24 protein-coding genes, 1 pseudogene and 1 riboswitch are annotated in these 23,577 nt (G+C 71.1%); of the genes and pseudogenes, 14 read left to right on the top strand and 11 right to left on the bottom strand.

From position 1 onward, the window contains the following. Positions 1 to 30: 30 nt before the first annotated feature. On the bottom strand, positions 31 to 1,047 hold the full coding sequence (locus AB0C96_RS10315; protein ID WP_362915895.1) for a PLP-dependent aminotransferase family protein: 1,017 nt from the start codon (positions 1,045 to 1,047) through the stop codon (positions 31 to 33). Positions 1,048 to 1,235: 188 nt separating this feature from the next. On the opposite strand from AB0C96_RS10315, the gene AB0C96_RS10310 reads away from it, so the two are divergent. Beyond that, positions 1,236 to 1,742 (top strand): carboxymuconolactone decarboxylase family protein, encoded by a 507-nt coding sequence (locus AB0C96_RS10310; protein ID WP_362915687.1) that lies wholly within the window; start codon positions 1,236 to 1,238, stop codon positions 1,740 to 1,742. 78 nt (positions 1,743 to 1,820) lie between these two features. Here the strand turns inward: AB0C96_RS10310 and AB0C96_RS10305 are convergent, their stop codons facing one another. Genes AB0C96_RS10305 through AB0C96_RS10295 form a run of 3 tightly spaced genes read right to left on the bottom strand, consistent with a single transcriptional unit; the run spans position 1,821 to position 3,516 of the window. Further along, entirely contained in the window at positions 1,821 to 2,576 is a 756-nt protein-coding gene (locus AB0C96_RS10305; RefSeq protein ID WP_362915685.1) for an isocitrate lyase/phosphoenolpyruvate mutase family protein, read from the bottom strand. Further along, on the bottom strand, positions 2,573 to 3,028 hold the full coding sequence (locus tag AB0C96_RS10300; protein WP_362915683.1) for a carboxymuconolactone decarboxylase family protein: 456 nt from the start codon (positions 3,026 to 3,028) through the stop codon (positions 2,573 to 2,575). The genes AB0C96_RS10305 and AB0C96_RS10300 overlap by 4 nt, the downstream gene beginning before the upstream one ends. Then, on the bottom strand, positions 3,025 to 3,516 hold the full coding sequence (locus AB0C96_RS10295; RefSeq protein ID WP_362915681.1) for a carboxymuconolactone decarboxylase family protein: 492 nt from the start codon (positions 3,514 to 3,516) through the stop codon (positions 3,025 to 3,027). Before AB0C96_RS10295 ends, AB0C96_RS10300 begins: the two co-directional genes overlap by 4 nt. 47 nt (positions 3,517 to 3,563) lie before the next feature. Here AB0C96_RS10295 and AB0C96_RS10290 point away from each other — a divergent pair, with 47 nt between their 5' ends. After that, a complete protein-coding gene (locus tag AB0C96_RS10290) occupies positions 3,564 to 5,009 on the top strand; it encodes a PLP-dependent aminotransferase family protein (protein WP_362915679.1) in 1,446 nt (481 codons plus the stop codon). Between the two features lie 86 nt (positions 5,010 to 5,095). On the opposite strand, the gene AB0C96_RS10285 is transcribed toward AB0C96_RS10290, so the two are convergent. Further along, positions 5,096 to 5,566, bottom strand: a complete 471-nt coding sequence (locus AB0C96_RS10285) for an NUDIX domain-containing protein (RefSeq protein WP_362915677.1) — start codon at positions 5,564 to 5,566, stop codon at positions 5,096 to 5,098. A 3-nt stretch (positions 5,567 to 5,569) separates the two neighbouring features. After that, positions 5,570 to 6,313 carry a helix-turn-helix transcriptional regulator gene (locus AB0C96_RS10280; RefSeq protein ID WP_362915675.1) on the bottom strand — a complete coding sequence of 248 codons (744 nt, stop codon included), beginning with the start codon at positions 6,311 to 6,313 and terminating at the stop codon, positions 5,570 to 5,572. 176 nt (positions 6,314 to 6,489) lie between these two features. On the opposite strand from AB0C96_RS10280, the gene AB0C96_RS10275 reads away from it, so the two are divergent. Then, positions 6,490 to 6,798: a hypothetical protein gene (locus AB0C96_RS10275; protein ID WP_362915673.1), complete on the top strand. Its 309-nt coding sequence runs from the start codon at positions 6,490 to 6,492 to the stop codon at positions 6,796 to 6,798. 455 nt (positions 6,799 to 7,253) lie between these two features. Then, on the top strand, positions 7,254 to 8,105 hold the full coding sequence (locus tag AB0C96_RS10270; protein WP_362915671.1) for a putative RNA methyltransferase: 852 nt from the start codon (positions 7,254 to 7,256) through the stop codon (positions 8,103 to 8,105). Positions 8,106 to 8,121: 16 nt separating this feature from the next. Here AB0C96_RS10270 and AB0C96_RS10265 read toward each other — a convergent pair whose 3' ends face one another. Beyond that, positions 8,122 to 8,658 (bottom strand): DUF4232 domain-containing protein, encoded by a 537-nt coding sequence (locus AB0C96_RS10265; RefSeq protein ID WP_362915669.1) that lies wholly within the window; start codon positions 8,656 to 8,658, stop codon positions 8,122 to 8,124. 428 nt (positions 8,659 to 9,086) lie between these two features. Between AB0C96_RS10265 and AB0C96_RS10260 the strand changes: the two genes are divergently transcribed. Genes AB0C96_RS10260 through AB0C96_RS10250 form a run of 3 tightly spaced genes read left to right on the top strand, consistent with a single transcriptional unit; the run spans position 9,087 to position 12,519 of the window. Next, positions 9,087 to 10,529: a family 2B encapsulin nanocompartment shell protein gene (locus tag AB0C96_RS10260; RefSeq protein ID WP_362915667.1), complete on the top strand. Its 1,443-nt coding sequence runs from the start codon at positions 9,087 to 9,089 to the stop codon at positions 10,527 to 10,529. A 22-nt stretch (positions 10,530 to 10,551) separates the two neighbouring features. Beyond that, the gene (locus AB0C96_RS10255) at positions 10,552 to 11,610 is read left to right on the top strand and encodes a family 2 encapsulin nanocompartment cargo protein terpene cyclase (RefSeq protein WP_362915665.1); all 1,059 of its coding nucleotides are present in this window, start codon (positions 10,552 to 10,554) and stop codon (positions 11,608 to 11,610) included. Positions 11,611 to 11,643: 33 nt separating this feature from the next. Then, the gene (locus AB0C96_RS10250) at positions 11,644 to 12,519 is read left to right on the top strand and encodes a geranyl diphosphate 2-C-methyltransferase (RefSeq protein ID WP_362915663.1); all 876 of its coding nucleotides are present in this window, start codon (positions 11,644 to 11,646) and stop codon (positions 12,517 to 12,519) included. A gap of 86 nt (positions 12,520 to 12,605) precedes the next feature. Here AB0C96_RS10250 and AB0C96_RS10245 read toward each other — a convergent pair whose 3' ends face one another. From AB0C96_RS10245 to AB0C96_RS10235, 3 genes are all read right to left on the bottom strand, one after another. Further along, positions 12,606 to 13,148, bottom strand: coding sequence for a GNAT family N-acetyltransferase (locus AB0C96_RS10245; RefSeq protein ID WP_362915661.1), 543 nt, complete (start codon positions 13,146 to 13,148; stop codon positions 12,606 to 12,608). 146 nt (positions 13,149 to 13,294) lie between these two features. Continuing rightward, positions 13,295 to 14,158 carry a hypothetical protein gene (locus AB0C96_RS10240; protein ID WP_362915659.1) on the bottom strand — a complete coding sequence of 288 codons (864 nt, stop codon included), beginning with the start codon at positions 14,156 to 14,158 and terminating at the stop codon, positions 13,295 to 13,297. A 39-nt stretch (positions 14,159 to 14,197) separates the two neighbouring features. Further along, entirely contained in the window at positions 14,198 to 15,442 is a 1,245-nt protein-coding gene (locus tag AB0C96_RS10235; protein WP_362915657.1) for an RNA-guided endonuclease TnpB family protein, read from the bottom strand. Between the two features lie 27 nt (positions 15,443 to 15,469). Here AB0C96_RS10235 and tnpA point away from each other — a divergent pair. From tnpA to AB0C96_RS10220, 3 genes and pseudogenes are all read left to right on the top strand, one after another. Next, positions 15,470 to 15,667 (top strand): annotated as a pseudogene (gene tnpA, locus AB0C96_RS10230) (IS200/IS605 family transposase); the annotation flags it as partial. A 188-nt stretch (positions 15,668 to 15,855) separates the two neighbouring features. Further along, complete coding sequence (locus AB0C96_RS10225) at positions 15,856 to 16,284, top strand: hypothetical protein (protein ID WP_362915655.1); 429 nt, start codon at positions 15,856 to 15,858, stop codon at positions 16,282 to 16,284. Between the two features lie 26 nt (positions 16,285 to 16,310). Then, positions 16,311 to 17,501 carry a glutathionylspermidine synthase family protein gene (locus AB0C96_RS10220; RefSeq protein ID WP_362915653.1) on the top strand — a complete coding sequence of 397 codons (1,191 nt, stop codon included), beginning with the start codon at positions 16,311 to 16,313 and terminating at the stop codon, positions 17,499 to 17,501. 117 nt (positions 17,502 to 17,618) lie between these two features. On the opposite strand, the gene rocD is transcribed toward AB0C96_RS10220, so the two are convergent. Then, positions 17,619 to 18,824 carry an ornithine--oxo-acid transaminase gene (rocD, locus tag AB0C96_RS10215; RefSeq protein WP_362915651.1) on the bottom strand — a complete coding sequence of 402 codons (1,206 nt, stop codon included), beginning with the start codon at positions 18,822 to 18,824 and terminating at the stop codon, positions 17,619 to 17,621. Positions 18,825 to 18,979: 155 nt separating this feature from the next. Continuing rightward, positions 18,980 to 19,070: riboswitch (ZMP/ZTP riboswitch) on the top strand. 39 nt (positions 19,071 to 19,109) lie between these two features. On the opposite strand from rocD, the gene glyA reads away from it, so the two are divergent. From glyA to AB0C96_RS10195, 4 genes are all read left to right on the top strand, one after another. Next, complete coding sequence (gene glyA / locus AB0C96_RS10210) at positions 19,110 to 20,396, top strand: serine hydroxymethyltransferase (RefSeq protein ID WP_362915649.1); 1,287 nt, start codon at positions 19,110 to 19,112, stop codon at positions 20,394 to 20,396. A gap of 155 nt (positions 20,397 to 20,551) precedes the next feature. Next, positions 20,552 to 21,562: a tryptophan--tRNA ligase gene (gene trpS / locus AB0C96_RS10205; RefSeq protein ID WP_362915647.1), complete on the top strand. Its 1,011-nt coding sequence runs from the start codon at positions 20,552 to 20,554 to the stop codon at positions 21,560 to 21,562. A gap of 187 nt (positions 21,563 to 21,749) precedes the next feature. Next, complete coding sequence (locus AB0C96_RS10200) at positions 21,750 to 22,334, top strand: 2'-5' RNA ligase family protein (RefSeq protein ID WP_362915645.1); 585 nt, start codon at positions 21,750 to 21,752, stop codon at positions 22,332 to 22,334. Between the two features lie 253 nt (positions 22,335 to 22,587). Then, positions 22,588 to 23,559, top strand: a complete 972-nt coding sequence (locus AB0C96_RS10195) for a YihY/virulence factor BrkB family protein (RefSeq protein WP_362915643.1) — start codon at positions 22,588 to 22,590, stop codon at positions 23,557 to 23,559. The last annotated feature ends 18 nt before the right edge of the window (positions 23,560 to 23,577 follow it).

Genomic DNA, 23,577 nt, shown 5'->3' with positions numbered 1-23,577 from the left:
GTTCCCGGGGTCGCGGACGGCTCCCGGCGCCTATGCGGCCGGCGGCAACGCCCGGCACAGCGCTTCCAGCGCGGCCGGGAAGGCGCTCTCCGTCGGTGTCGCATAGCCGACCACCAGGCCGTGCCGGGGCGGCATGGTGGCGTCCGGATGGCGGTAGTCGGACAGCCCGTCGAGGGCGAGGCCCTGCCAGCGGGCCGCGCGCAGGGCCGTGCGTTCGTCGGACGCGGTGGCGCCGTCCGGGAGTTGGAGGACGGCGTGCAGGCCGGCGGCGATGCCGGACAGGCGCAGATGGGGGGCGTGCGCGTGCACCGCTTCGATGAGGCGGTCGCGGCGTCGGCGGTAGCGCTGGCGCATGCGGCGGACGTGGCGGTCGTAGGAGCCGTGGGTGAGGAAGTCGGCGAGGGTGAGCTGGTCGGTGACGCTCGCCCAGGCCTCGCGTTCGCCCTTGGCGGCCAGGACGGGGTCGACCAGGCGGGCCGGGAGGACCATCCAGCCGAGCCGCACCGCGGGCGAGAGGCTCTTGCTGACCGAGCCGATGTGGATGATGCGCTCGGGGTCCAGACCCTGGAGGGCGCCGACCGGTTTGCGGTCGTAGCGGAACTCGCCGTCGTAGTCGTCCTCGATGAGGTAACTGCCGCTGGTGCGCGCCCAGTTGACCGCGGCGGTGCGGCGGTCGGGGTGCAGCGGTACGCCGGTGGGGAACTGGTGGGCCGGGGTGAGCAGGGCTGCCCGTACGTCGTCGAGGGACGCCAACTCCGCGGTGCGGGCGCCGTGTTCGTCGAGCGGCAGGGGAGCGGTGTGGATGCCCGCCGCGGTCAGGAGCTGGCGGTGGAAGGCGAGGCCGTACGACTCGACGGCCAGCGGGCCGGGGAGCACGGCGGGGAAGAGCAGGCGCAGGGCGTGGCCGAAGCCGGAGCAGATGACGATGCGGTCGGGGCCGGTACGGACGCCGCGGGTGCGGGCCAGGTAGTCGGTCAGGGCGCGGCGCAGTTCGGGACGGCCGCGGGGGTCGCCGGGGGCGAAGGCGTCGTGCGGGGCGGCGGTCAGGGCGCGGCGGGCGGACGCCAGCCAGGCGGTACGGGGGAAGGACGCGGCGTATCAGGACGGCGCGGCGGCTGCCGTGTCCGGTCAGCTCCAGGTGCAGATCGGCGCCCAGGCTCTCCGCGAGATTGACCCATGATTCCGGCATGGAAATGCACCCTACAGTCGGTCGCCTGCGCTTCTAGATTCGAGACATGACGAACGACACGACGAACGACACGACCAACAGCACGACCGACGTGGCTGCGGTCCCCAGCCCCCGGGTGAACTTCGCCAAGGCCGCGCCCAAGGCCTTCAAGGCGCTGATCGGCTTCGACGCCGCCGCCCGGGAAGGCCTGGACCCGGCCCTGGTGGAGCTGGTCCAGATCCGGTCCTCGCAGCTCAACAAGTGCGCGTACTGCCTGCACATGCACACCACGGACGCCCGCAAGGCGGGGGAGAGCGAGGAGCGGCTGCACATGGTCGCCGTCTGGAGCGAGGCCGGACACTTCTTCACCGCGCAGGAGCGGGCGGCGCTGGCGCTCACCGAGGCCGTGACGCTGGTGGCACAGGGGGGCGTGCCGGACGCGGTGTACCAGGAGGCGGCGCGGCACTTCACGGAGGACGAACTGGCCCGGCTGCTGGCGCTGATCTTCACCATCAACACCTGGAACCGGATCGCCATCAGCACCGGGAAGGTGCCGGGCACCGACGAGCGGTGAAACGTTGGGAGGGGGCGGGCGACCCCTGTACGTCCGCCCCGCCACCGCTTGGTCGGCCACCGCCCGTTCCGGCAGTGCTCAGTCCGCCGGCCGCAGTTCCGCCGATTGCTCCGCCGACAGCTCAGCCCGCAGCTCCCGTGCCGTCTCCGCCACCCCCGCCATCGCCCGCCGCTGGAGCCCGGGGCCGAAGGTGATCCGGGCCGCGCCCAGCGCGCCGAGCTCCCGGGGGCCGGGGCCGTTCGGCAGGGCCGCGGCATTGACCGGAAGGCCGATGGCGCCGGCCAGTTCGGCCAGCAGCGCGGGCGGGGCGGCGAACGGGTAGACGCAGTCGGCGCCCGCCGCCGCGTACAGCCGGCCGCGGCGTACCGTCTCGTCCGTGTCCTGGACGCCGCGGAGATAGGTGTCGATCCGCGCGTTGATCACCAGCGCGTCGCCCGCCTCGGCACGGACCTGGGCCAGCCACTCCGCCTGCTCGTGGGCGTCCCGCAGCGCGCCGGTGGCGTGGTCGGTGTCCTCCAGGTTGCAGCCCACGGCGCCGGCGTCCGCGAGCCGACCCACCAACTCCCGTGCGGACAGCCCGTATCCGGCCTCCACGTCCGCCGAGACCGGGACGTCCACCGCTTGCACGATCCGGGCGACGGCCGCGAACATCTCGTCGGCCGGGGTCCTGCCGTCCTCGTACCCCAAGGAGGCCGCGACGCCCGCGCTGGGGGTGGCCAGCGCCGGGAAGCCGGCGTCCGCGTAGACCCGGGCGCTCGCCGCGTCCCAGGGGCCCGGCAGGACCAGCGGGAGCGTCGGGCCGTGGTGCAGGGCGCGCAGCGCGGCGGCCGTCATGAGAGCCCGCCGACCGGGATGCGGGCCGCCACGTTGAGCCGGTTCCAGCAGTTGATCGCGGTGATCAGCGCGATCAGCCGGGCCAGTTCGGCCTCCTCGAAGTGGGCGGCGGCGTGCTCGTACACCGCGTCCGGGACGAAGCCCTCGGTGAGCAGGGTGACCGCCTCGGCGAGGGCGAGGGCGGCCCGCTCCTTCTCCGTGTAGAGCTCGGGAGCCTCCTCCCAGGCGTCCAGGAGGGCGATCCGCTGCTCGGTCTCGCCGGCCTTGCGGGCGTCGGTGACGTGCATGTCGATGCAGAACGCGCAGTGGTTGAGCTGGGAGGCGCGGATGAGCAGCAACTCGACCAGGGTCGGGTCGAGGTCCTTCTTGGCGGCCTTGGTCAGCGCGTGCAGGGGGGCGTAGACACCGGGCGCCAGCCGGTAGAGCGGGAGGCGGGGCGCGGCGGTGCTCATGCCTGCCCCGGAGCCATGCGGGTGGACACGCCGAAGCGGTTCCAGGCGTTGATCGTGGTGATCAGCGCGATCAGCTGGGCCAGTTCGGCGTCCTCGAAGTGGGCGGCGGCGCGCTCGTAGACCGCGTCGGGAACGAAGCCGTCCGTCAGGACGGTGATCGCCTCGGTGAGGGCGAGAGCGGCCTGCTCCTTGGCGGTGTAGAAGGAGGCGGCCTCCTCCCAGGCGTTGAGGAGGTAGATGCGCTCCTCGGTCTCGCCGGCCTTGCGGGCGTCGGTGATGTGCATGTCGATGCAGAACGCGCAGTGGTTGATCTGTGACGCGCGGATCTTGACCAGCTCGACCAGCGTCGGGTCCAGGCCCTGCCGCGCCGCCGCGTCCAGCGCGATCATGGCCTTGTAGGCGTCGGGGGCGAGCTTCGCCCAGCGGAGGCGGGGGCCGTGCCGGTGCGCTGCCTCCGGCGCCGTTCCAGAAGTGTTCTCGGTCGTCATGGGTACGACGCTACGGCGGCAATGGCACAGCGGTATGGTCCACTTCCATGGAGAATTCCTGGGCCACTTTCGGGCGCGATCTGCATCTGGACCTCACCGGACCGGGTGGGCTGCGGGCCGCCCTGCTGCGCGCCCTGCGGGACGCGGTACGGTCCGGACGGCTGGCCCCGGGCACCCGTCTGCCGTCCTCCCGCTCCCTCGCCGCCGACCTCGGCATCGCCCGCAACACGGTCGCCGACGCCTACGCCGAACTCGTCGCCGAGGGCTGGCTCAGCGCCCGCCAGGGCTCCGGCACCCGGGTCGCCGGCCGGGTGCTGCCGCGCGCCACGCCCGCGCCCCGGCCCGCCGCCCCGCCCGGCCGCCCCGGCCGGCCGCGCTTCGACCTCACCCCGGGCACCCCGGACGTCTCCGCCTTCCCCCGCACCGCCTGGCTCGCCGCCGCCCGCCGCGCACTGACCGCCGCACCCAGCGACGCCTTCGGCTACAGCCCCCTGGGCGGCCGCCCGGAGCTGCGCACCGTCCTCGCCGACTACCTGGCCCGCGCCCGCGGCGTCCGCGCCGACCCCGAACGGATCGTGATCTGCACCGGCTTCATGCAGGGCCTGGCCCTGCTCTGCCGCGTGCTGGGCCCCGGCCGGCTGGCCACCGAGTCGTACGGCCTCGACTTCCACCGCGACGTCATCACCCGCGCCGGGCTGCGCACCGTCCCCCTCGTCGTCGACGAACACGGCGCCCGCACCGAGGAGTTGGTGTCCCTCGACGACGTACGGGCGGCCCTGCTCACCCCCGCCCACCAGTTCCCCACCGGCGTCCCGCTGCACCCCGACCGACGGGCTGCCGCCGTCAACTGGGCTCGGGCGACCGGAGGTTATGTCTTCGAGGACGACTACGACGGCGAGTTCCGCTACGACCGCCAGCCGGTCGGCGCCCTCCAGGGCCTGGACCCCGACCACGTCGTTTACCTGGGCACCGCCAGCAAGAGCCTCGCCCCCGCACTGCGGCTGGCGTGGATGGTGCTGCCGGACCGCCTCGTCGACCCGGTCTTCGCCGTCAAACGCTCCGGCGAATGGCAGAGCGGCGCGCTGGAGCAGCTCACCCTCGCCGAGTTCATCTCCTCCGGCGGCTACGACCGCCATCTGCGCGGGATGCGGCTGCGCTACCGGCGGCGCCGCGACCAACTGGTCGCGGCCCTCGCCGAGCGCGCACCGCACGTCCACGTCTCCGGTATCGCGGCCGGACTACACGCCGTCCTGGAACTCCCGCCCGGCACCGAACGGTCCATCGTCGAGGCCGCCCGCTGGCAGGGCCTCGCCCTGGAGGGCCTGAGCCGCTTCCACGACCCCGCCGCCCCACCACCCACCCGCGACGCCCTGGTCGTCGCCTACGGCACCCCACCGGACCACTCCTTCAACGGCGTCCTGGAGGCGCTGATCAGGGCGTTGCCGCCGGGGCCGGGGCCGGGGCCGGGGCCGGGGCCGGGGGCGGGGGTGTAGGCAGGGCACCCCCGCTCACCGCCCACCCACGGCTACGAGCGGCAGCGGCCACCAGGAAGGGGTTCCTGCTCTTCGTCGTTCGGCAGCTATCCCACGTAGGGGGTGGGGCGATGCGCCAGGAAGTGCTGGATCCGTAGCAGCTGAGTGTGGTGTATGGGCAGCGCGCCGATCTCACTCGGGGCTACGAATCGAAGTTCCGAAGACTCTTTGGAGATTGCCAGCGAGCCGCCGACGATACGCGCGGTAAAGCACACGTTGAACTGTCGCCTCACCTCACCGTCGCTGTAAGCGATGATGTGACGAGGATCCGTGTACGTGCCGACCAAGCCCGTGATCTCCACGTCCAGCCCGGTCTCTTCCTTGACTTCCCGTACAGCCGTTTCCGGTAGGGACTCTGTCATTTCCATTCCGCCACCAGGCAGCGCCCACAGGCCGTTGTCCGTTCGCCGCTGAAGCAGAATGCGTCCCCTGTTATCCGTAACGACGGCCGACGCGGCGACCACCAGACTGTTCGGCTTCGGTGCGTTGGGGTCCGCGAAGTACTCGGTGCGTGCCACTGCTCAGTCTTCCTCTACGGGGGCTGCCGTAGCCCAGACGGCATTGAAGCTCTCGGCGTAACTGTCGAACATGCCCCCGTCGCCATTCCGTCGAAGGTGCCACACGGGCGCACCGTAGGCGTTCACTCCCCACATATGCGTATTGACCAGCATCTGGTCATCGGCACGGTAGATGCTGTTGTAGAGGGTCGTTCCGTGTGTCCGTAGCTCGATTCCCGGTGTGCTGACCAGAGGCCCGTAGTGCATGAGTGCGAGTCGGCAGCGCGATTCGATGCCGTGGCCGAACTTCTCTTCGTGGCCGCGCTGTTGGACGTTCGAACTGTCTGCGTCGCCCACCGTGATCCGTACGGTGCAGCCCTCCGCAGCTCGTTCGCGCAAGAGGTCATTGAGACGTGGATATGCCTCGTGCAGGAATACGGCTGCGTACACGAGCACGTCTATGCGTTCCCGTGCCTGGGAGAAGAGGTCAACGAAGCCGGATACGGGGAGGTCTGCCCGTTGGTTGTACAGCGCGACCAATTCGGGACTGACGGCCCTTGCGGCTCGCGCCTGCCGTAGCTTGGGCCAGAGTGCGAACACGTCTTCCCCTATGGTCTCGGCGGCCTGCATGGCCGTTTCCCGGTGCGGGGTGCGTCCCAGGTTGACCCACCGCTCCACTGACTTGGGATCAACGCCAACCTTCGCCGCCAGGCTCGCGTGAGTCCAGCCCCCTGCTGCCATGGCGGCGCGTAATCGCTCGTTCTGCACTTCGTCTCTCCCCGGACGTCGGTAGGGACGTTCTGCCCTTCATGGGACGTCCCCAAGTGTCCATTGTCCGTGGTTTCGGCGTCCCGTGGTAGCCAGCGATGCTCACGCAGAGCAAGGACCCCCGCGACGGCGGTCACCGTCCGGGGGCGTGGCCAACCTGATGGAAGCAGGTCGACATGCCGAACTGTATCGCCCGTATCTTCGAGCCGCTGTTGCGGTTACTGCTGCCTGCGCCGGGGCGCCACCGGGCGCCGGCTGGCCGGCGCTTGGTGCTGTCTGCCGGCGCACCGGGCGAGCGCCGGTCACCCGTGCCCGCTCCGCTGCCGCCAGGCGAAGGCGTTGCCCTGGTCCGCCCGTACGTCCTCACGCCCGCGGAGCGGCGGGAACAGCGGTTGCAGCGTGCACGGCGGCGCGTGCTGTGGCTCGCAGTGCACGGGTTCGATGCCGGTCCGCGCTGGATCCACGGTGTGGAGGTGGTGGGTTGATGGCCCGTAGGTGCCGCCCTGTTCACCTGACGGACCCGGTGTCGGTGCCGGAACCCGAGCCGGTCGCCGGCTGCGATGTGTGCGTCGCCCTGGCCGGGCAACGCGCGGCGGCGCGTGCCGTCGGGGACAGGTCGAAGGTGGTCGACTGCAACGTCGAGATGCGCCGTCACCCCCACCCGGATCCGCACCCTGGCTAAGGGGTGTCTCCTGACTTCGGCGGACGTGCGGGCTTCGCCGAGGCTCGTAGACTCATGGCGTGGCATTCATGAGCACCCCGCACTGCTGCTTCCTGTGAGTGGAAGACGCTGAGGGCGATGTCGGACGGCGTCGCCCTCCTCGGTGTGCCTGCTGCGTGAACCACGTTCCCGGCGCTGCCCGTTCCTTCCTGAGGCAGTGACTTTCTGAGCGCGCATGCAGGCACGGTCTCTTCCCTTCACCCTTGCCAGGAGTGTCTCGTGCCCGTGTTGCTTCCGCCCGCCCTTGAACAGTCCCTCGACCTGCTGTGCTGCCCCACGTGCGGCACGCATCGCCTGCACCCCGACCGCAGCGCACTGCGCTGCCCGACGGGTCACACCTTCGACGTCGCCCGTCACGGCTACGCCAGTCTGCTTACGGGCAACCGTGCCACCAGCGGCGACGACGCGGCCATGGTTCGGGCCCGGGACCGGTTCTTGTCCACCGGCATGTATGCGCCCATTCGCCAAGTCGTGGCCCGCCTGGCGGCCGACTCCGCGCCTGAGCAGGCCACGGTTGTGGACGTGGGGTGCGGCACGGGCTACTACCTGGCCGGCGTACTGGACCAGTTGCCCGGCGCTCGTGGTCTGGGCCTGGACACGTCGGTGCGCGCGCTGCGCTCAGCGGCTCGTGTCCATGAACGAGCCGCCGCAGCGGCCTGGGATGTCTTCCGTCCCTTTCCGCTGGCCGGCGGAGTGGCCGATGTCGTGTTGGACGTGTTCGCCCCGCGCAACCCGGCCGAGTTCCACCGAGTGCTCCGCTCGACCGGCCGGCTGATCGTGGTCCGTCCCACCGGGCGGCACCTGGCCGAGCTGCGTGGCCAGTTGCCTGCGATGGTCACGATCGACCCGGCCAAGGAACAGCGCCTGCACCGGGCGCTGGATCCCTTCTTCGAGGCCACCGTCACCGCACGGGTGGAGTACCCGACGCCCCTGGCCAAGCTGGAGGCCCTGGACCTGGTGGCGATGACGCCGAGCGCACGCCACGTGAGCCGTGCAGACCTGAACGATGCCGGCCTCCCGCCAGACCGGGTCACCGTCTCCGTGTTGGCCACCACCTACCAGCCGCGGTGACCACGAGAGACACGGGCTAGTCCGCGATCTCCTTGGGCGGGCTCATCCAGATGGTGTCCTCGCAGACGCTCATCTGGGTCCGCCTGCCCGCCTCGTCCCGGGCCGTTATCGGGCGGCCGTCCCGGGGGTCGCGCGGGGCGGCGACCACGGCTGTGTCATTGCTGACGATGCAGCCGTGGGGCTGGGTGACCCGGTCGGAGTCCTTGTAGCGCAGTGCGGTGGTCAGGGTGCCGCCGCGCCGCAGGTCTATGGGCATGGGCCGGCCGTGGCCCTTCGCGTCGGACTCGGGGCCCTTGCCGACGTGGACCGCGAAGGCCGGGAAGCCGTGGAAGACGCAGGGGCCCGGGCCCTTGTTGGCGATGGACAGCCGTGCGTCGCGGTGTGTGCTGTGCGGCTTCTTCTTCAGCAGGGTGAGCTTCCAGCGCAGGCTCTTCGTCGTGCAGTTGGAGTGCAGGGCCGACATCCGGGGCGAGCCGCAGCCGACCAGCCCCAGGCCGAGGGTGATGGCCAAGGTGAGTGCGGCCGCCGTGGCGGCAAGTGAACGTCGACGCACGATGCCCCCTGTTCGTTCCGCGAAAAGATCCCTGCCGATAAGGAAGGGTTTCGTGCGCCTGGGGTTGCCTCCGCTCGTGCAGTGATCGCGTCCGGACCTGTGGCGTGCCGCTGTTGCTGTTGCTGTTGCTGGGGCTGGGGCTGCGGCGTGCGGTACGCGGCACGCGGCGTGCGGCGAGTGGCTGTGGCATGCGGGGGCCGGGTTCGTCGCTGGTATTCCCGGGACACGCCGTGGGTGGAGGGCGTGCGGAGGTGCGATCGCTGGGCGTTTGCACTGTTTCGGGGGTTTGTGACTCGTGAATGCGAGGCTGCCCCCTTTCGCGCCGTTCCGAGATGATCTCCGGCCTGTTTCGCTTGATCCCGCGCATCGCCGCCCGCCGCGCACGACCGGCCGTTCTGCTCACCTCTGTTCACGTCCCGGGAGGGAATGTGTCCGTACCGGACAGCGTCACCGGTTCCGCTACCGAAGAGCCCGTTCTCGAACCCCCCGCAGACAGTGCGCCCACCAGCCTCAGCACACAAGCCGCGCGCCAACTGGCCACCACCACCAAGTCCGAGCCGCAGATGCAGGCCATCACCTCGCGGTGGCTGCTGAAGGCGCTGCCATGGGTGGACGTCCAGGGCGGCACCTACCGGGTCAACCGGCGTCTGCAACTCCGTGTCGGTCGGGGCCGTGTCCAGTTCGAGCAGAACGGCGCGGACGACATCAGGGTGATCCCCCAGACGCTCACCGAGCTGCCCGTCCTGCGCGGTTACGACGACATCGAGGTCCTCAAGGAGATCGCCGGCCGCTTCCGGGTCCGGGAGGTGCGGGCCGGCCAGGTGCTCTTCGAGACGGGGCAGCGCGCCACCGAGGCGTACCTCGTCGTGCACGGCCGGTTCGCCCGCTACACGGCCGGCAAGTACGGCGAGGAGGAGGTCATCGGCGTCGTCACCGACGGCGACCAGATGGGGGACGAGGCGATCGGCCGGCCCGACCCGCTGTGGCAGAGCTCGGTCCGGGCCGAAACGGCCGGCGTGCTCCTGGCGCTGCCCTGGGAGGTGATCCAGGAGTACACCGACCGCGTGCCGTCCCTGGCCGCACACCTGGCGGCGTACGCGGAGCAGCAGCAGCGCCCCGTGAACCGCAAGGGAGAGGCGGATGTGCCGGTACGGGCGGGACACGTCGGCGAGCCGACGCTGTCCAGCGGCTTCGTCGACTACGACCTCGCCCCGCGCGAGTACGAACTCTCGCTGACCCAGACCGTGCTCCGGGTGCACAGCCGGGTTGCCGACCTCTACAACGAGCCCATGGACCAGACCCAGCAGCAACTCCGGCTCACCGTCGAGGAGATCCGCGAACGCCAGGAGTGGGAGCTGGTCAACAACCGGGAGTTCGGGCTGCTGCACAATGCCGACTACGGCCAGCGGATCAGCACCTACACCGGCCCGCCCACCCCCGACGACATGGACGAGCTGCTGTCCATGCGCCGCAAGACACGGCTGTTCCTGGCCCACCCGAAGGCGATCGCCGCCTTCTTCCGGCAGTGCAACAAACGCGGACTGGTGCCGGGCACGGCGAACGTCGACGGGCACGAGGTGCCCGCCTGGCGCGGCGTGCCGATCTTCCCCTGCGGCAAGATCCCGATCAGCGACGAGAACACCAGCAGCATCATCGCGCTGCGCACCGGAGAGGCGGACCAAGGAGTCGTCGGGCTGTACCAGACCGGTATCCCCGAGGAGTTCCAACCCGGCCTGAACGTCCGCTTCATGGGCGTCGACGACGCCGCCATCATCAGGTACCTCGTCACCGCCTACTACTCGATGGCCATCCTCGTGCCCGACGCGGCCGGCGTCCTGGAGAACGTCCAGATCGGCCGGAGCGCCGACTGACCAGGTGGAGTACGGACGAATCATGAGCACGCCCCCCACTACCGCCGCCGGGTATGCGCTGCCCGGACCGCCCAACCCCGCCCGCAGTCTGCGGGCCCGACGCGGCGGGGCCGTCCCCGGGCTGAGGTACCGGCCCGCCGTTCCCGCCGACCCGAAGAAGAGCGCGGAGATCGACCGCAGGCTGGAGGCCTGGGCCCGCCGGCTGGATCTCTTCCCCCCGCAGTGGACCGGCGACTTCGCGCAGTTCCAGTGCGGCCGGGCGGTCGTCCTCCAGCATCCCGGTGCTGCCGATCTCGAACGCCTCACCGTCGCGGGCGAGTTCCTGCTGGCCGAGAACATCGTCGACAGCTGCTACTGCGAGGAGGACGAAGGCCGGGGTGCCGCGCGCCGCAGCCTGGGCGGCCGTCTGATCCTGGCGCAGTCGGCCCTCGACCCGTTCCACGGCACCCCCGCCGTGGAGGAGGAGTGGCGCCGCGGCATGCAGGCCGACGGCCCCCTGCGCTCGTACCACGCGGCCATGAAGGACTACGCGGCCCTCGCCACCCCCAGCCAGACGGACCGGTTCGTCCATGACATGGCCCGGCTGCACCTCGGCTATCTCGCCGAGGCCTCCTGGGCGGAGTCGCGACACGTGCCGCAGGTCTGGGAGTACTTGGTGATGCGGCAGTTCAACAACTTCCGCCCCTGCCTGTCCCTCGTCGACGCCGTGGACGGCTACGAGCTGCCCGAAGCGCTCTACGCCCGCCCCGAGGTCCAGCGGGTCACGGCGCTGGCCTGCAACGCCACCACCATCGTCAACGACCTCTACTCCTTCACCAAGGAACTGGCCAGTGACCCGAACCACCTGAACCTGCCGCAAGTGGTGGCCGCCAACGACAAACGCGGTCTGAAGGCCGCCTACCTGAAGAGCATCGAGATCCACAACCAGGTCATGGAGGCGTTCGAGACGGAGTCGGCCCCGCTGTCCGCCACCTCGCCCCTCCTCGAAAGGTACGTCCGGGGCCTGGCCGACTGGGTCGCCGGAAACCACGAGTGGCACGCCACCAACACCGACCGCTACCAGCTGCCCAACTACTGGTAGTCCGATCCCGCGCACCACGGCAAGGAGTCACCGTTGACCATCACCCACGCCGACACCGCCCGCACGCCGGTGCCGACCCAGTCCACGTACCAGTCCCGTGTCGCGGACTACTGGAACGCCGAGGAGAACCCGGTCAACCTCGAACTCGGAAGGATCGACGACCTGTACCACCACCACTACGGCATCGGGGACGCCGACTTCTCGGTGCTGGACGAGCCGGACCCCGACCGCCGCCGCGAGCGGGTCACCGGTGAACTGCACCGGCTGGAACACGCCCAGGCCGAACTCCTCGCCTCCCACCTCGGCAACCTCTCTCCCACCGACCGGGTCTTCGACGCCGGGTGCGGACGCGGCGGCGGCAGTGTGGTCGCCCACCTGCGCTACGGCTGCCACACCGACGGGGCCACGATCTCCGCCAAGCAGGCCGACTTCGCCAACGAGCAGGCCCGCAAGCGCGGTATCGACGACAAGGTGCGCTACCACCACCGCAACATGCTCGACACCGGCCTGGCCGCCGGCGGGTACGCGGCGTCCTGGAACAACGAGTCGACCATGTACGTCGAGCTGGAGCTGCTGTTCGCGGAGCACGCGCGGCTGCTGCGGCGCGGTGGCCGGTACGTCGTGATCACCGGCTGCTACAACGACGCCTACGGGCGGGCCTCCCGCGAGGTGTCCCTCATCAACGCCCACTACATCTGCGACATCCACCCCCGTTCGGCGTACTTCCACGCCATGGCCCGCAACAGGCTCGTCCCCGTGCACGTCCAGGACCTGACGGAGGCCGCGATTCCGTACTGGGAACTGCGCCGGCAGGCCGACCACCTGGTCACCGGCATCGAGGAGACCTTCCTGAACGCCTACCGCAACGGCAGCTTCCAGTACCTGCTGATCGCCGCCGAACGCATCTGAGCCTCCCGGGGCCGCGCCATGCACGGCGCGGCCCCGGCCACAGCGCCCGTACGCACCGCACAGCCCCGGCCTTCCCCCGCGACCCGTCACACCTCCCGCACGAACGCCACCCGGTCCAGCCCCGGCCCGTCGTAGTCCACCAGCACCGGCGTGCCGTGCTCGTCGACCCGGTCGCCGGGCTCCAGACGGAACCCCATCCGGGTGTGGTACGCGACCGAATCCCGGTTGTTGGGGCTGGTGATGCAGCGGACCCGACTGCGTCCGGCGTCCCGGGCGAGTGCGAAGAAGCGCTCGTACAGCGCCCTGCCGACACCGGCGCGCTTGCCGTCCGGGCGCACCCCGACGAAGTGGATGTACGCCGTCTCCGGGTCGGTCTGGGACAGGAAGCCGATCAGAAAGGCGTGCAGGGTGCCGTCGGGGCGCTCGACGAAGAAGCTGGTCCCGGCGAAGTGTTGCAGGAACAGCCGCGGTACCAGCAACTGCCGTTGCAGTGCGCCGGCTTCGCCGCCCAGTCCGCCCCACCAGTCCGCCAGGGCCACCTGGAGCCGGGCGTGGTCCGCGGGTATTGGGTGACGGAGTGTCAGATCTGCGGGGAGCGGCGCGGGTTGCGCGGGGATGCCGTGTGTCATGGCCTGGCGTCATCCTTCGGACAGGGGACGGTGGGCTCACCCTAGAGGGCTGCCATCGCCGGCTCACCATGCCCAGGGTGACCATCCGGTGCACACGCATGGCGGAAAGCATCCGCGCGCCGCTACCCGCCGCGTCCCGCGCGCCGCTACCCGCCGTCCACCGCCACCGTGTCCTCCGCCGCGTTCCGCTCCGCCGCCGGGGCCTCCCCGAACCGGGCCAGCAGGAGCGCGCCGACCACCGCCAGCGCGAATCCCGCCGCGGCCAGTGGGGCCAGCCCCTCCCGGGTGCGGTCGCCGAGCCAGGCGACGCCGACCAGCGCCGGGCCGATGGTCTCGCCGATCACCATGCCGGCGGTGGCGGCGGTGACCGAGCCCCGCTGGAAGGCGGTGGTCAGCAGCAGGAACGCCGTGCCGCCGCCGATCAGCAGGGCGTAGACGGCGGGGTTGGTGAGCAGCGCGGTCGGCGTGAAGTCGTCGATGAGGCGGACGGTGACCTCCACCACCCCGAAGCCGAGGCCGGCGCCCAGTCCGAGCACCGCCGCCCGCGCCCGTTCCGGCAGCCGGCCGGCCAGCGCACCCAGCGCGAGCAGCGCCAGCGCGAAGACCAGCGTCGCGATGCGCAGCCCCGGCGTACCCCGGAGGTGCCCCTCCACGCCGGAGGCCAGCGCCAGCATCGCCAGCCCGCCGCAGACCACCCCCACCGCGAGCCACTCACGGCGGCTGAGCCGGGTGTGCAGCACCGGCGCCGCGACCACCGCGGTCACCGCGAGGGTGGCCGCGAGCGCCGCCCCGACCGTGTAGATCGGCAGCGCCCGCAGCGCGATCAGCTCCAGGACGAAACCGAGCCCGTCCAGCGCCAGTCCGAGGAGGTACCGCCACTGCTTCAGCACCCGCAGCAACAGTCGCGGGTCGACTCCGGAGCCGGTGCCGGGGGCGGTGTCGCGCGCGGCGACCGCCTGGAGGACGGACGCCGTGCCGAAGCACACCGCGGAGGCAAGCGCACAGATCATCCCAAGGACCATGGAGCCGACTTTGACGTGCTCCCTGGCCTAAAGTCCAGGGATTCCGACCTGGGTCGGCTGACCCTTCCGGTGGCTTCCTGCTTCACCGCGCTGTGCGGGCACGTGTGCCCGTCTTACCGGCGCTCCACAGGCGTTTAGCGTCTCTGCCCGTCCGGCGGCGACGATTCGGTGTCCTTCGAAGAGGACGTTGCGTGCTGCGTTGTGGTCGCGGTCGTGCACGGTGCCGCACTGGCTGCACGTCCACTCCCGGACGTGCAGGGGTTTGGGACCGTCCCGGTATCCGCAGGCCGAGCAGACCTGAGAGGATGGGAAAGCCCGGTCCACCTTGGCGAAGGTGCGGCCGTGCAGAGCCGCCTTGTACTCCAGCATGCCGACGAACGCGGACCATCCCGCGTCGTGCACGGACTTGGCGAGCCGAGTGCGGCCGAGGCCGGATACCGCGAGGTCCTCCACGTACACCGCTTGGTTGTCGCGAATGATCTGCGTGGAAGCCTTGTGGTGGAAGTCCCGGCGCCGGTCCGCAACCTTGGCGTGCTGGCGTGCGATCTTGATGCGGGCCTTGGCCCGGTTCTTCGACCCCTTGGCCTTGCGGGACAGCTCCCGCTGAAGACGCTTGAGCTTCTTCTCGGCCCTGCGCAAGAAGCGGGGGCTGTCGATCTTGCTGCCGTCGGACAGGACGGCGAAGACGGACAGGCCGAGGTCGATACCGCACTCCTCCTCCGCCTCCGGGAGGATGTCCGGCTCGGTGTCCACGACGAAGCTGAGGAAGTACCGACCCGAACTGTCCTTGGTGACGGTCAGGGAAGTCGGCGCGGCCGGAAGCCGGCGGGACCACCTGACCTTGAGATTGCCGACCTTGGCCACGTACACCGTGCCGTCGTCCTGGAGGGAGAAGGCATTGGTGTTGAGGCGGATCGACTGCCGGGTGTCCTTCTTCGACTTGTACCGGGGCGGCCCGACCTTCCGGCCCCGCCGCTTGCCGCCCAGACCGTCGAAGAAGTTCTTGTACGCGGTGTCCAGATCCCGCAGGGACTGTTGCAGAACGACCGCCGACACATCGGCGAGCCAGGCACGTTCCTCGGTGCGCTTGGCCTGGGTGATGCGCAGCCGGGACAACTCCGCCGACGTCACGTACGGCAGCCCCGCCGCATGCGCTTCCTTGCGGTCGCGCAGGCAGTCGTTCCACACCACGCGGGCGCACCCGAACGCCTTCGCCAGCGCGCCGCGCTGGGAGGCATCCGGGTAGGCCCGGTAGTTGTAGCGGAGCTGCACGACCACGACCCTACTGCGATTGGTCTCGTGGAGGATCAGAACGACTACAGGCGAGGTAGGCACGTTGTTTCGGCGATGCATGTGCACTTGGTCTTTGTGACGAAGTACCGGCGCGGCGTGTTCGATGACGAGATGCTGACTCGCTGCGAAGAGGTCATGCGCAAGGTGTGCGAGGACTTCGAAGTGGAGCTGAAGGAGTTCAACGGCGAACGCGATCACGTCCATCCCCGGCGTGAACGCCGGGGCCTTCTGCAAGGAGACCGGTAAGGGGCGGAGTCGGAAACCGGGCAGGGGTGGTCTGCCGGGTGCGCGGCGGGGGTCTCTAGGCTGGCCCGGCTCACCGGACGTCTGTCCCGGAGCGTCCGAGCAGGTACGGGCAGACAGCTGTCCGTCCACGGGGGAAGCGAGAAGAGATGTCCGAGAAGGCACGCCGACGGCTGCGGTCGAGCACGGTGATCCTGGGCGGTATGGGCGCCCTAGCCGCCGCCCTGACGTCCTGCGGTTCCGAGCCCGACAAGCGCTGCGTCGACCGCAACAGCTACGACGTCGTCAAGGGCTACCGCATCGTCGAGGCCAAGAACTGCTCGGCGGGCGGCGGCTCGTCCTCCGGAAGCAGCGGTACGAGCGGCGGCACCGGCGGCTACGGCAAGAGCGGCCGCGGCGGTGGCACGGGCAAGCGGGCCATGGACGCCCAGTGGTACTACGACCCGAGCAACAAGGGCGGCGCATACGCCGACGAGGGCACGTTCAGCAGGACCACCGCCGTCAACCGCGGCGGCTTCGGCTGTTCCGGCTCCGGCTCCGGCTCGCACGGCGGCCGGCACGGCTCCTTCGGCGGCTGAGCGGGCGCGGCACGGTACGGCACGCCATGGAACGCCACACCATCGAGCCCCGCCCCGGCTGGCAGCAGACCGTCGAGGCGCAGGGCCTGATCTACCCGCTCACCCGTTACCCGGACGACTCGCTGCGCCCGTACTGGGACGAGAGCGCGTACTACACGTTCACCCTCGCCGAGGTCGAGGCCCTGGAGGAGGTCGTCGAGGAGCTGCACGGCATGTGCCTGGCGGCGGCCGCGCACATCGTCGAGCGGAACCGCTTCGCCGACCTCGGCATCGACGACCCCCGCCTGGCCGGGCTGATCGCCGAGTCCTGGCGCCGGCGCGACGAACTCCCGTCCCTCTACGGGCGGTTCGACCTGCACTACGACGGTACCGGGCCGGCCAAGATGCTGGAGTACAACGCCGACACCCCGACCTCGCTGGTCGAGGCCGCCAGTCCGCAGTGGTTCTGGATGGAGGAGCGCTTCCCCGGCGCCGACCAGTGGAACTCGCTGCACGAGCGGCTGGTGGCGGCCTGGAAGCGGCAGGCGCCGCTGCTGCCGCCGGGCGCGCCGCTGCACTTCGCGCACTCCGCGGGCGACGAGCTCGGCGAGGACCTGATGACCGTGGCCTACCTGGAGGAGACCGCGCAGCAGGCGGGCCTGGAGACGGTGTCGATACCGATGGAGGAGATCGGCTGGGACCGGCTCGCGGGGCGCTTCGTCGATCAGCGGCTGCGCTTCATACGGTCCTGCTTCAAGCTCTACCCGTGGGAGTGGCTGGCCACCGACGACTTCGGCCCGTACGTCCTGGACACGCTCGACAACGGCGGCGGCACGGGCTCCACCCTCTGGATCGAACCGGCCTGGAAGATGCTGCTCTCCAACAAGGCGCTGCTGGCGGTCCTCTGGGAGCTCTACCCCGGCCACCCGAACCTGCTGCCCGCGTACCTCGACGGCCCGCGCGAGCTGGCGCACACCCGCGGCTACGCGGCCAAGCCACTGCTCGGCCGGGAGGGGGCGGGGGTCACGCTGCACGGGCCGGGCGCCGAGGCGGTGCTGCGCGGGCCCGAAGACCCCTGCTGCTACCAGGAGTTGGCGCCGCTGCCGGACTTCGACGGCAACCGGGTGGTGCTCGGTGCCTGGGTCGTCGAGGACGAGGCGGCGGGGCTGGGCATCCGTGAGTCGGCGGGCCCGGTCACGGACGAGTACGCGCGCTTCCTGCCCCATGTGATCCGCTGAGCGGAGCCGTGGGGCGTGGCCGCTGAGCGGGGTCGTGGGGCAGGGCCGCGGGGCGTGGCGCAGCGAGCGGCCAGGGCCTCCTCGCCCGCCGGCCACCCGCTGCACGTCGCGGCCCCGTCACTCCTCCAGCACGTTCCGGAGCTGAGCCAGCCCCCAGTCCAGGTCCTCCTTGCTGATCACCAGCGGCGGCGCGATCCGGATCGTCGCCCCGTGGGTGTCCTTGACCAGCACCCCGCGCGCCATCAGCTGCTCGGAGACCGCCCGCCCGGTGCCGCGGGACGGATTGATGTCCACGCCCGCCCACAGCCCGCGGCCGCGCACCGCGTCCACCGCGCCGTCACCCACCAGCAGCCGCAGCTCGCTGTGCAGGTGCTCGCCCAACTCCATGGCCCGTTGCTGGAGTTCACCGGTGCGCAGGATCGCGATGACCTCCAGGGCCACGGCGCAGGCGAGCGGGTTGCCGCCGAAGGTCGAGCCGTGCTCGCCGGGCGCGAAGACGCCCAGCACCTCCCGGGACGAGACCACCGCCGACACCGGCACCACCCCGCCGCCCAGCGCCTTGCCCAGGACGTACACGTCCGGCACCACGCCCTCGTGTTCACAGGCGAAGGTCCGGCCGGTGCGCCCCAGGCCGGACTGGATCTCGTCGGCGATGAACAGCACGTTCCGGCGGCGGGTCAGCTCCCGTACGCCCGCCAGATAGCCCGGCGGCGGCACCAGCACGCCCGCCTCGCCCTGGATCGGCTCCAGCAGGACGGCGACGGTGTCGGCGTCGACGGCCGCCTCCAGCGCGGCCAGGTCGCCGTACGGGACGATCTCGAAGCCGGGGGTGTACGGGCCGAAGTCGGCGCGGGCCTCGGGGTCGGTGGAGAAGGAGACGATGGTGGTCGTGCGGCCGTGGAAGTTGTTGTCGGCGACGATGATCTTCGCCCGCCCGTCCGGGACGCCCTTGACCCGGTAGCCCCACTTGCGGGCCGTCTTGAGCGCCGTCTCGACCGCCTCGGCGCCGGTGTTCATGGGCAGCACCAGCTCCATCCCGCACAGCTCGGCGAGCTGGGTGCAGAAGTCGCCGAACCGGTCGTGGTGGAAGGCGCGCGAGGTGAGCGTGACCCGCTCCAGCTGGGCCCTGGCGGCGTCGAGCAGGCGGCGGTTGCCGTGCCCGAAGTTCAGCGCCGAGTACCCGGCGAGCATGTCCAGGTAGCGCCGGCCCTCGACATCCGTCATCCAGGCGCCCTCGGCGGTGGCCACCACCACGGGGAGCGGGTGGTAGTTGTGCGCGCTGTGCGCTTCGGCGGCGGCGATGCCGCGTTCCGTGGAGGTCACCGTGACTCCGTTTCGGTAGACAGCGCTATAGAGGGGAAGAGGGGAAAATGCAGCAATATGCCCCTCTATAGTGCCGCGGGGTGTTTTTGATAGGAAGCGGTGTGCACGGTCGGGGTTGCCGACGCCTCGGCGCGGAGCGGGTGTCTAGACTCTGCGGTGCGCATCGCGACTGGCGTACGGGGAAGCGACCCCGAGGGAGCGGTGTGCGGCCACCCTCACGAGGTGCCGCCCGCCTGGGCACCCGGGAACCGACCGGACCACCGATCGACCACCCCGGAGCGCGCCATGCCACTTCCGCCGTCCGCACCCGTCTCCCACCCCGCGCTGCACGCCGCCGATCCCGAACTGGCCGCCCTGGTCGGCGCCGAGGAGCGGCTCCAGGCCGACACACTGCGGCTGATCCCCAGCGAGAACTACGCCTCCGCCGCCGTCCTGGAAGCCACTGGCACGGTCCTCCAGAACAAGTACAGCGAGGGGTACGCGGGCCGTCGCTACTACGAAGGCCAGCAGAACATCGACCGCGTCGAGACGCTGGCCGTCGAGCGCGCCAAGGCCGTCTTCGGCGTCGACCACGCGAACGTCCAGCCGTACTCCGGCTCGCCCGCCAACCTCGCCGCCTACCTCGCCTTCGCCGAGCCCGGCGACACCGTGCTGGGCATGGCGCTGCCGATGGGCGGCCACCTCACCCACGGCTGGGGCGTCTCGGCGACCGGCACCTGGTTCCGCGGGGTCCAGTACGGCGTCCGCGCCGACAGCGGGCTGATCGACTTCGACGAGGTCCGCGACCTCGCCCGCGCGGAGCGCCCGAAGATCATCTTCTGTGGTGGTACGGCCGTCCCGCGCACCATCGACTTCGCCGCCTTCGGCGAGATCGCGCGGGAGGTCGACGCCGTCCTCGTCGCGGACATCGCGCACATCGCCGGCCTGATCGCGGGCGGCGCCCACCCCTCGCCCGTACCGCACGCGGACGTGATCTCCACGACCACGCACAAGACCCTGCGCGGGCCGCGCGGCGCCATGCTGATGTCCCGGGCGAGCCACGCCAAGGCCATCGACAAGGCCGTCTTCCCCGGCCTCCAGGGCGGCCCGCACAACCACACCACCGCCGCCATCGCGGTCGCCCTGCGCGAGGCGGCGGCCCCGTCCTTCCGGGACTACGCGCACGCCGTCGTCGCCAACGCCAAGGCGCTCGCCGAGGCGCTGCTGGCCCGCGGGTACGACCTGGTCTCCGGCGGCACCGACAACCACCTGGTGCTGATCGACCTGACCTCGAAGGACGTCCCCGGCAAGGTCGCCGCCAAGGCCCTGGACCGGGCCGGCATCGTCGTCAACTACAACACCGTCCCCTTCGACCCGCGCAAGCCCTTCGACCCCTCGGGCATCCGCATCGGCACCCCCGCCCTGACCTCCCGCGGTCTGAGCACGGACCGGATGCCGCAGGTCGCGGAGTGGATCGACCGGGGCGTACGGGCCGCGGCGGCGGGCGACGAGGACGCGCTGGCGGTGATCCGTGCCGAGGTGGCCGAGCTGATGGCGGCCCACCCGGCGCCGGGCCTGCCGACCGGCGACTGACCTCACGGGAGGGCCGCCGGACCGTCCCGGCGGCCCGTCCCCGTGCGACTTCCCGGCCAGGCGCCGGGGAGCGCGCGCGACCTGAGACAATCGGTGCCATGGCTCTCGATCGCCCGCCCGTCGCCCACCACCACCCTCGGGGGAATGGCTCCGCCATGCAGTCTCGTCCGCGTGTGCTCTCCGGCATCCAGCCCACCGCCGGCTCCTTCCACCTCGGCAACTACCTCGGTGCGGTGCGCCAGTGGGTGGCGCTCCAGGAGTCCCACGACGCCTTCTACATGGTCGTCGACCTGCATGCGATCACCGTCCCGCAGGACCCGGTCGAGCTGCGCCGCAACACCCGGATCGCCGCCGCCCAGCTGCTGGCCGCCGGCCTCGACCCGGAGCGCTGCACGCTCTTCGTGCAGAGCCACGTCCCCGAGCACGCCCAGCTCGGATGGGTGATGAACTGCGTCACCGGCTTCGGCGAGGCGTCCCGGATGACCCAGTTCAAGGACAAGTCGGCGAAGCAGGGTGCGGACCGGACGACGGTCGGCCTGTTCACCTACCCGGTGCTGATGGTCGCCGACATCCTCCTCTACCAGGCCGACCAGGTTCCGGTGGGCGAGGACCAGCGCCAGCACCTGGAGCTCACCCGCGACCTCGCGGACCGCTTCAACACCCGGTTCGGCGACACCTTCACCGTCCCGAACCCGTACATCGTCAAGGAGACGGCGAAGATCTTCGATCTTCAGGACCCGTCGATCAAGATGAGCAAGTCGGCGTCCTCGCCCAAGGGCATCGTCGACCTGCTGGACGACCCCAAGGTCACCGCGAAGAAGATCAAGAGCGCGGTGACGGACACCGACACGGTGATCCGCTTCGACCGCGAGGCCAAGCCCGGCGTCAGCAACCTCCTGACGATCCTCTCCACGCTCACCGGCACGTCCGTCCCGGACCTGGTGCAGTCCTACGAGGGCAAGATGTACGGCGCCCTCAAGACGGACCTCGCCGAGGTGATGGTCGACTTCGTCACACCGTTCCGGGACCGCACCCGGGAGTTCCTGGACGATCCCGAGACCCTGGACTCGATCCTGGCCAAGGGTGCCGAGAAGGCCCGCGCGGTCGCCGCCGAGACCCTCGCCACCACGTATGACCGGCTCGGACTGCTGCCGGCCAAGCACTGACGGAGAACCGGTCCGCGCGTCCCGTCCGAGCGGGCCGCGCGGACCATACAGGGCCCCGGGCCCCCTGTCACGGGGGCAGACGGTCCTGCCCGCACGAGGGCCGAGGACGCTCCCCGCGAGGGGCGCACACCCGGCACACTATGAGGGTGCGCGAGCGCGTCGCACACACGTCAGGAGGGAGAACGCCGTGGGGACCGTAACGCTGGGCGTTTCGATCGCGGTCCCGGAGCCGTACGGCAGCTTCCTCCAGCGGAAGCGCGAGAGCTTCGGGGACCCCGCCGCACACGGCATCCCCACGCACATCACCCTCCTCCCGCCGACCGAGGTCGACGCCGACGCGCTGCCCGGCATCGAACGCCACCTCGCCGCGGTCGCGGCCGGCTCCCGCCCCTTCCCGCTCCGCCTGGAAGGCACCGCGACCTTCCGCCCGCTCTCCCCAGTCGTCTTCGTCAAGGTCACCGAGGGCGAGGCGGGCTGCACCGCCCTCCAGGCCCGGGTCCGCGCCGCCTCCGGCCCCTGCGCCCGGGAGCTACAGTTCCCGTACCACCCGCATGTGACCGTTGCGCACGGCATCGCCGAGGACGCCATGGACCGCGCCCAGGCCGAGCTGGGCGACTTCTCCGCGACCTGGACGATCGGCGGCTTCGCCCTGTACGAGCAGGGCGCGGACGCGGTGTGGCGCCTGGAGCGGGAGTACCCCTTCGGCCCCCAGTCGGCCGGCGTCCCGCGCCAGGTCGCGGACCTCTCCCGGCCGCCGGCGCCGTCCTGCTAGCGCCACTCCGCTAGCAGGAGGCTTCTCGTACTGCCGGAGACCGTTTCCTCACCCGCACCCCGGCCGCCCCAACTCCCCTTCGCCCGCGCGTCGTTCGCCTCGGCCGCCCGGACGACCGGAGCGCCGGCGCATGGGCGGGGCGCATGGCCGAGGGCGCTTCCGGGGTAGGCGGAAGCTAAAGTTCCGGATCGGTCGGAGCACCCACCCTGCGCCCGGCCCGGACCGGTGAGCGACGGGGGACGAGGGGAACGCGATGGACTGGTTGAACAGGCTGCCGGTGATCGGACCGGCCGTCAGCTGGCTGAAGACCACCCACCTTTGGCGCTCCTACGAACGGATGCTCCGGGTCAAGTGGACCAGGCTGGCCGCAGCCATCACCTTCACCAGCTTCGTCGCCCTCTTCCCGCTGCTCACCGTCGCCGCCGCGATCGGCGCCGCACTGCTCAGCGACGACCAACTGCACAAGCTACAGGGCAAGATCGCCGAACAGTTCCCCGGTATCTCCGGGCAGCTGGACCTCGCCGCACTCGTCAACAACGCCGCCACGGTGGGCCTGGTCGCCGGCGCGCTGCTGTTGTTCACCGGCATCGGCTGGGTCGACTCGCTGCGCGACTGCCTGCGCGCCGTGTGGGAGAAGGAGGACGAGGACATCAACCTCTTCCGCGGCAAGCTGCGCGACGGCGCCCTGCTGCTGGGGCTCGGCGGCGTCGCAGTGGTCTCGCTCGGCTGCTCGGCCTTCGCCACCGCCGCGGTGGGCTGGGCGGCGGACGCCATCGGGCTGTCCGGGACCGGCGTCGGCGCCGGCCTGCTCTCGGCCGCCGGCTTCTGCATCGCCGTCCTCGCGGCCTTCGTCCTGCTCGTGTACGTCCTCACCAAGCTCCCCGGCGCCCGCCCGTCGCGCCGCGCCGTGGTGACCGCCGGCCTGATCGGCGCGATCGGCTTCGAGCTGCTGAAACTGCTGCTCAGCGGCTATCTCCGGGGCGTCGCCGCCCGCAACGTGTACGGCGCCTTCGGCACCCCGATCGCCCTGCTGCTGTGGATCAACTTCACCGCGAAGCTGCTGGTGTACTGCGCCTCGTGGACGGCCGTGGCGGGGGAACGGGATGCGACGGACGAGGGCGAGGGTACGGACGCGACGCCCGAGGGCGACGGTAGGGACAGGGACGCGACGCCGGAGACCGACGGTACGGACGCGACGCCCGAGGGGCGCGAAGACACCCACTAGCAGCGTCCCTGGCCCGCT

The sequence above is a fragment of the Streptomyces sp. NPDC048506 genome (genome assembly GCF_040651315.1).
Classification (GTDB): domain Bacteria; phylum Actinomycetota; class Actinomycetes; order Streptomycetales; family Streptomycetaceae; genus Streptomyces.
This window is presented reverse-complemented; position numbering and strand designations above follow the sequence as displayed.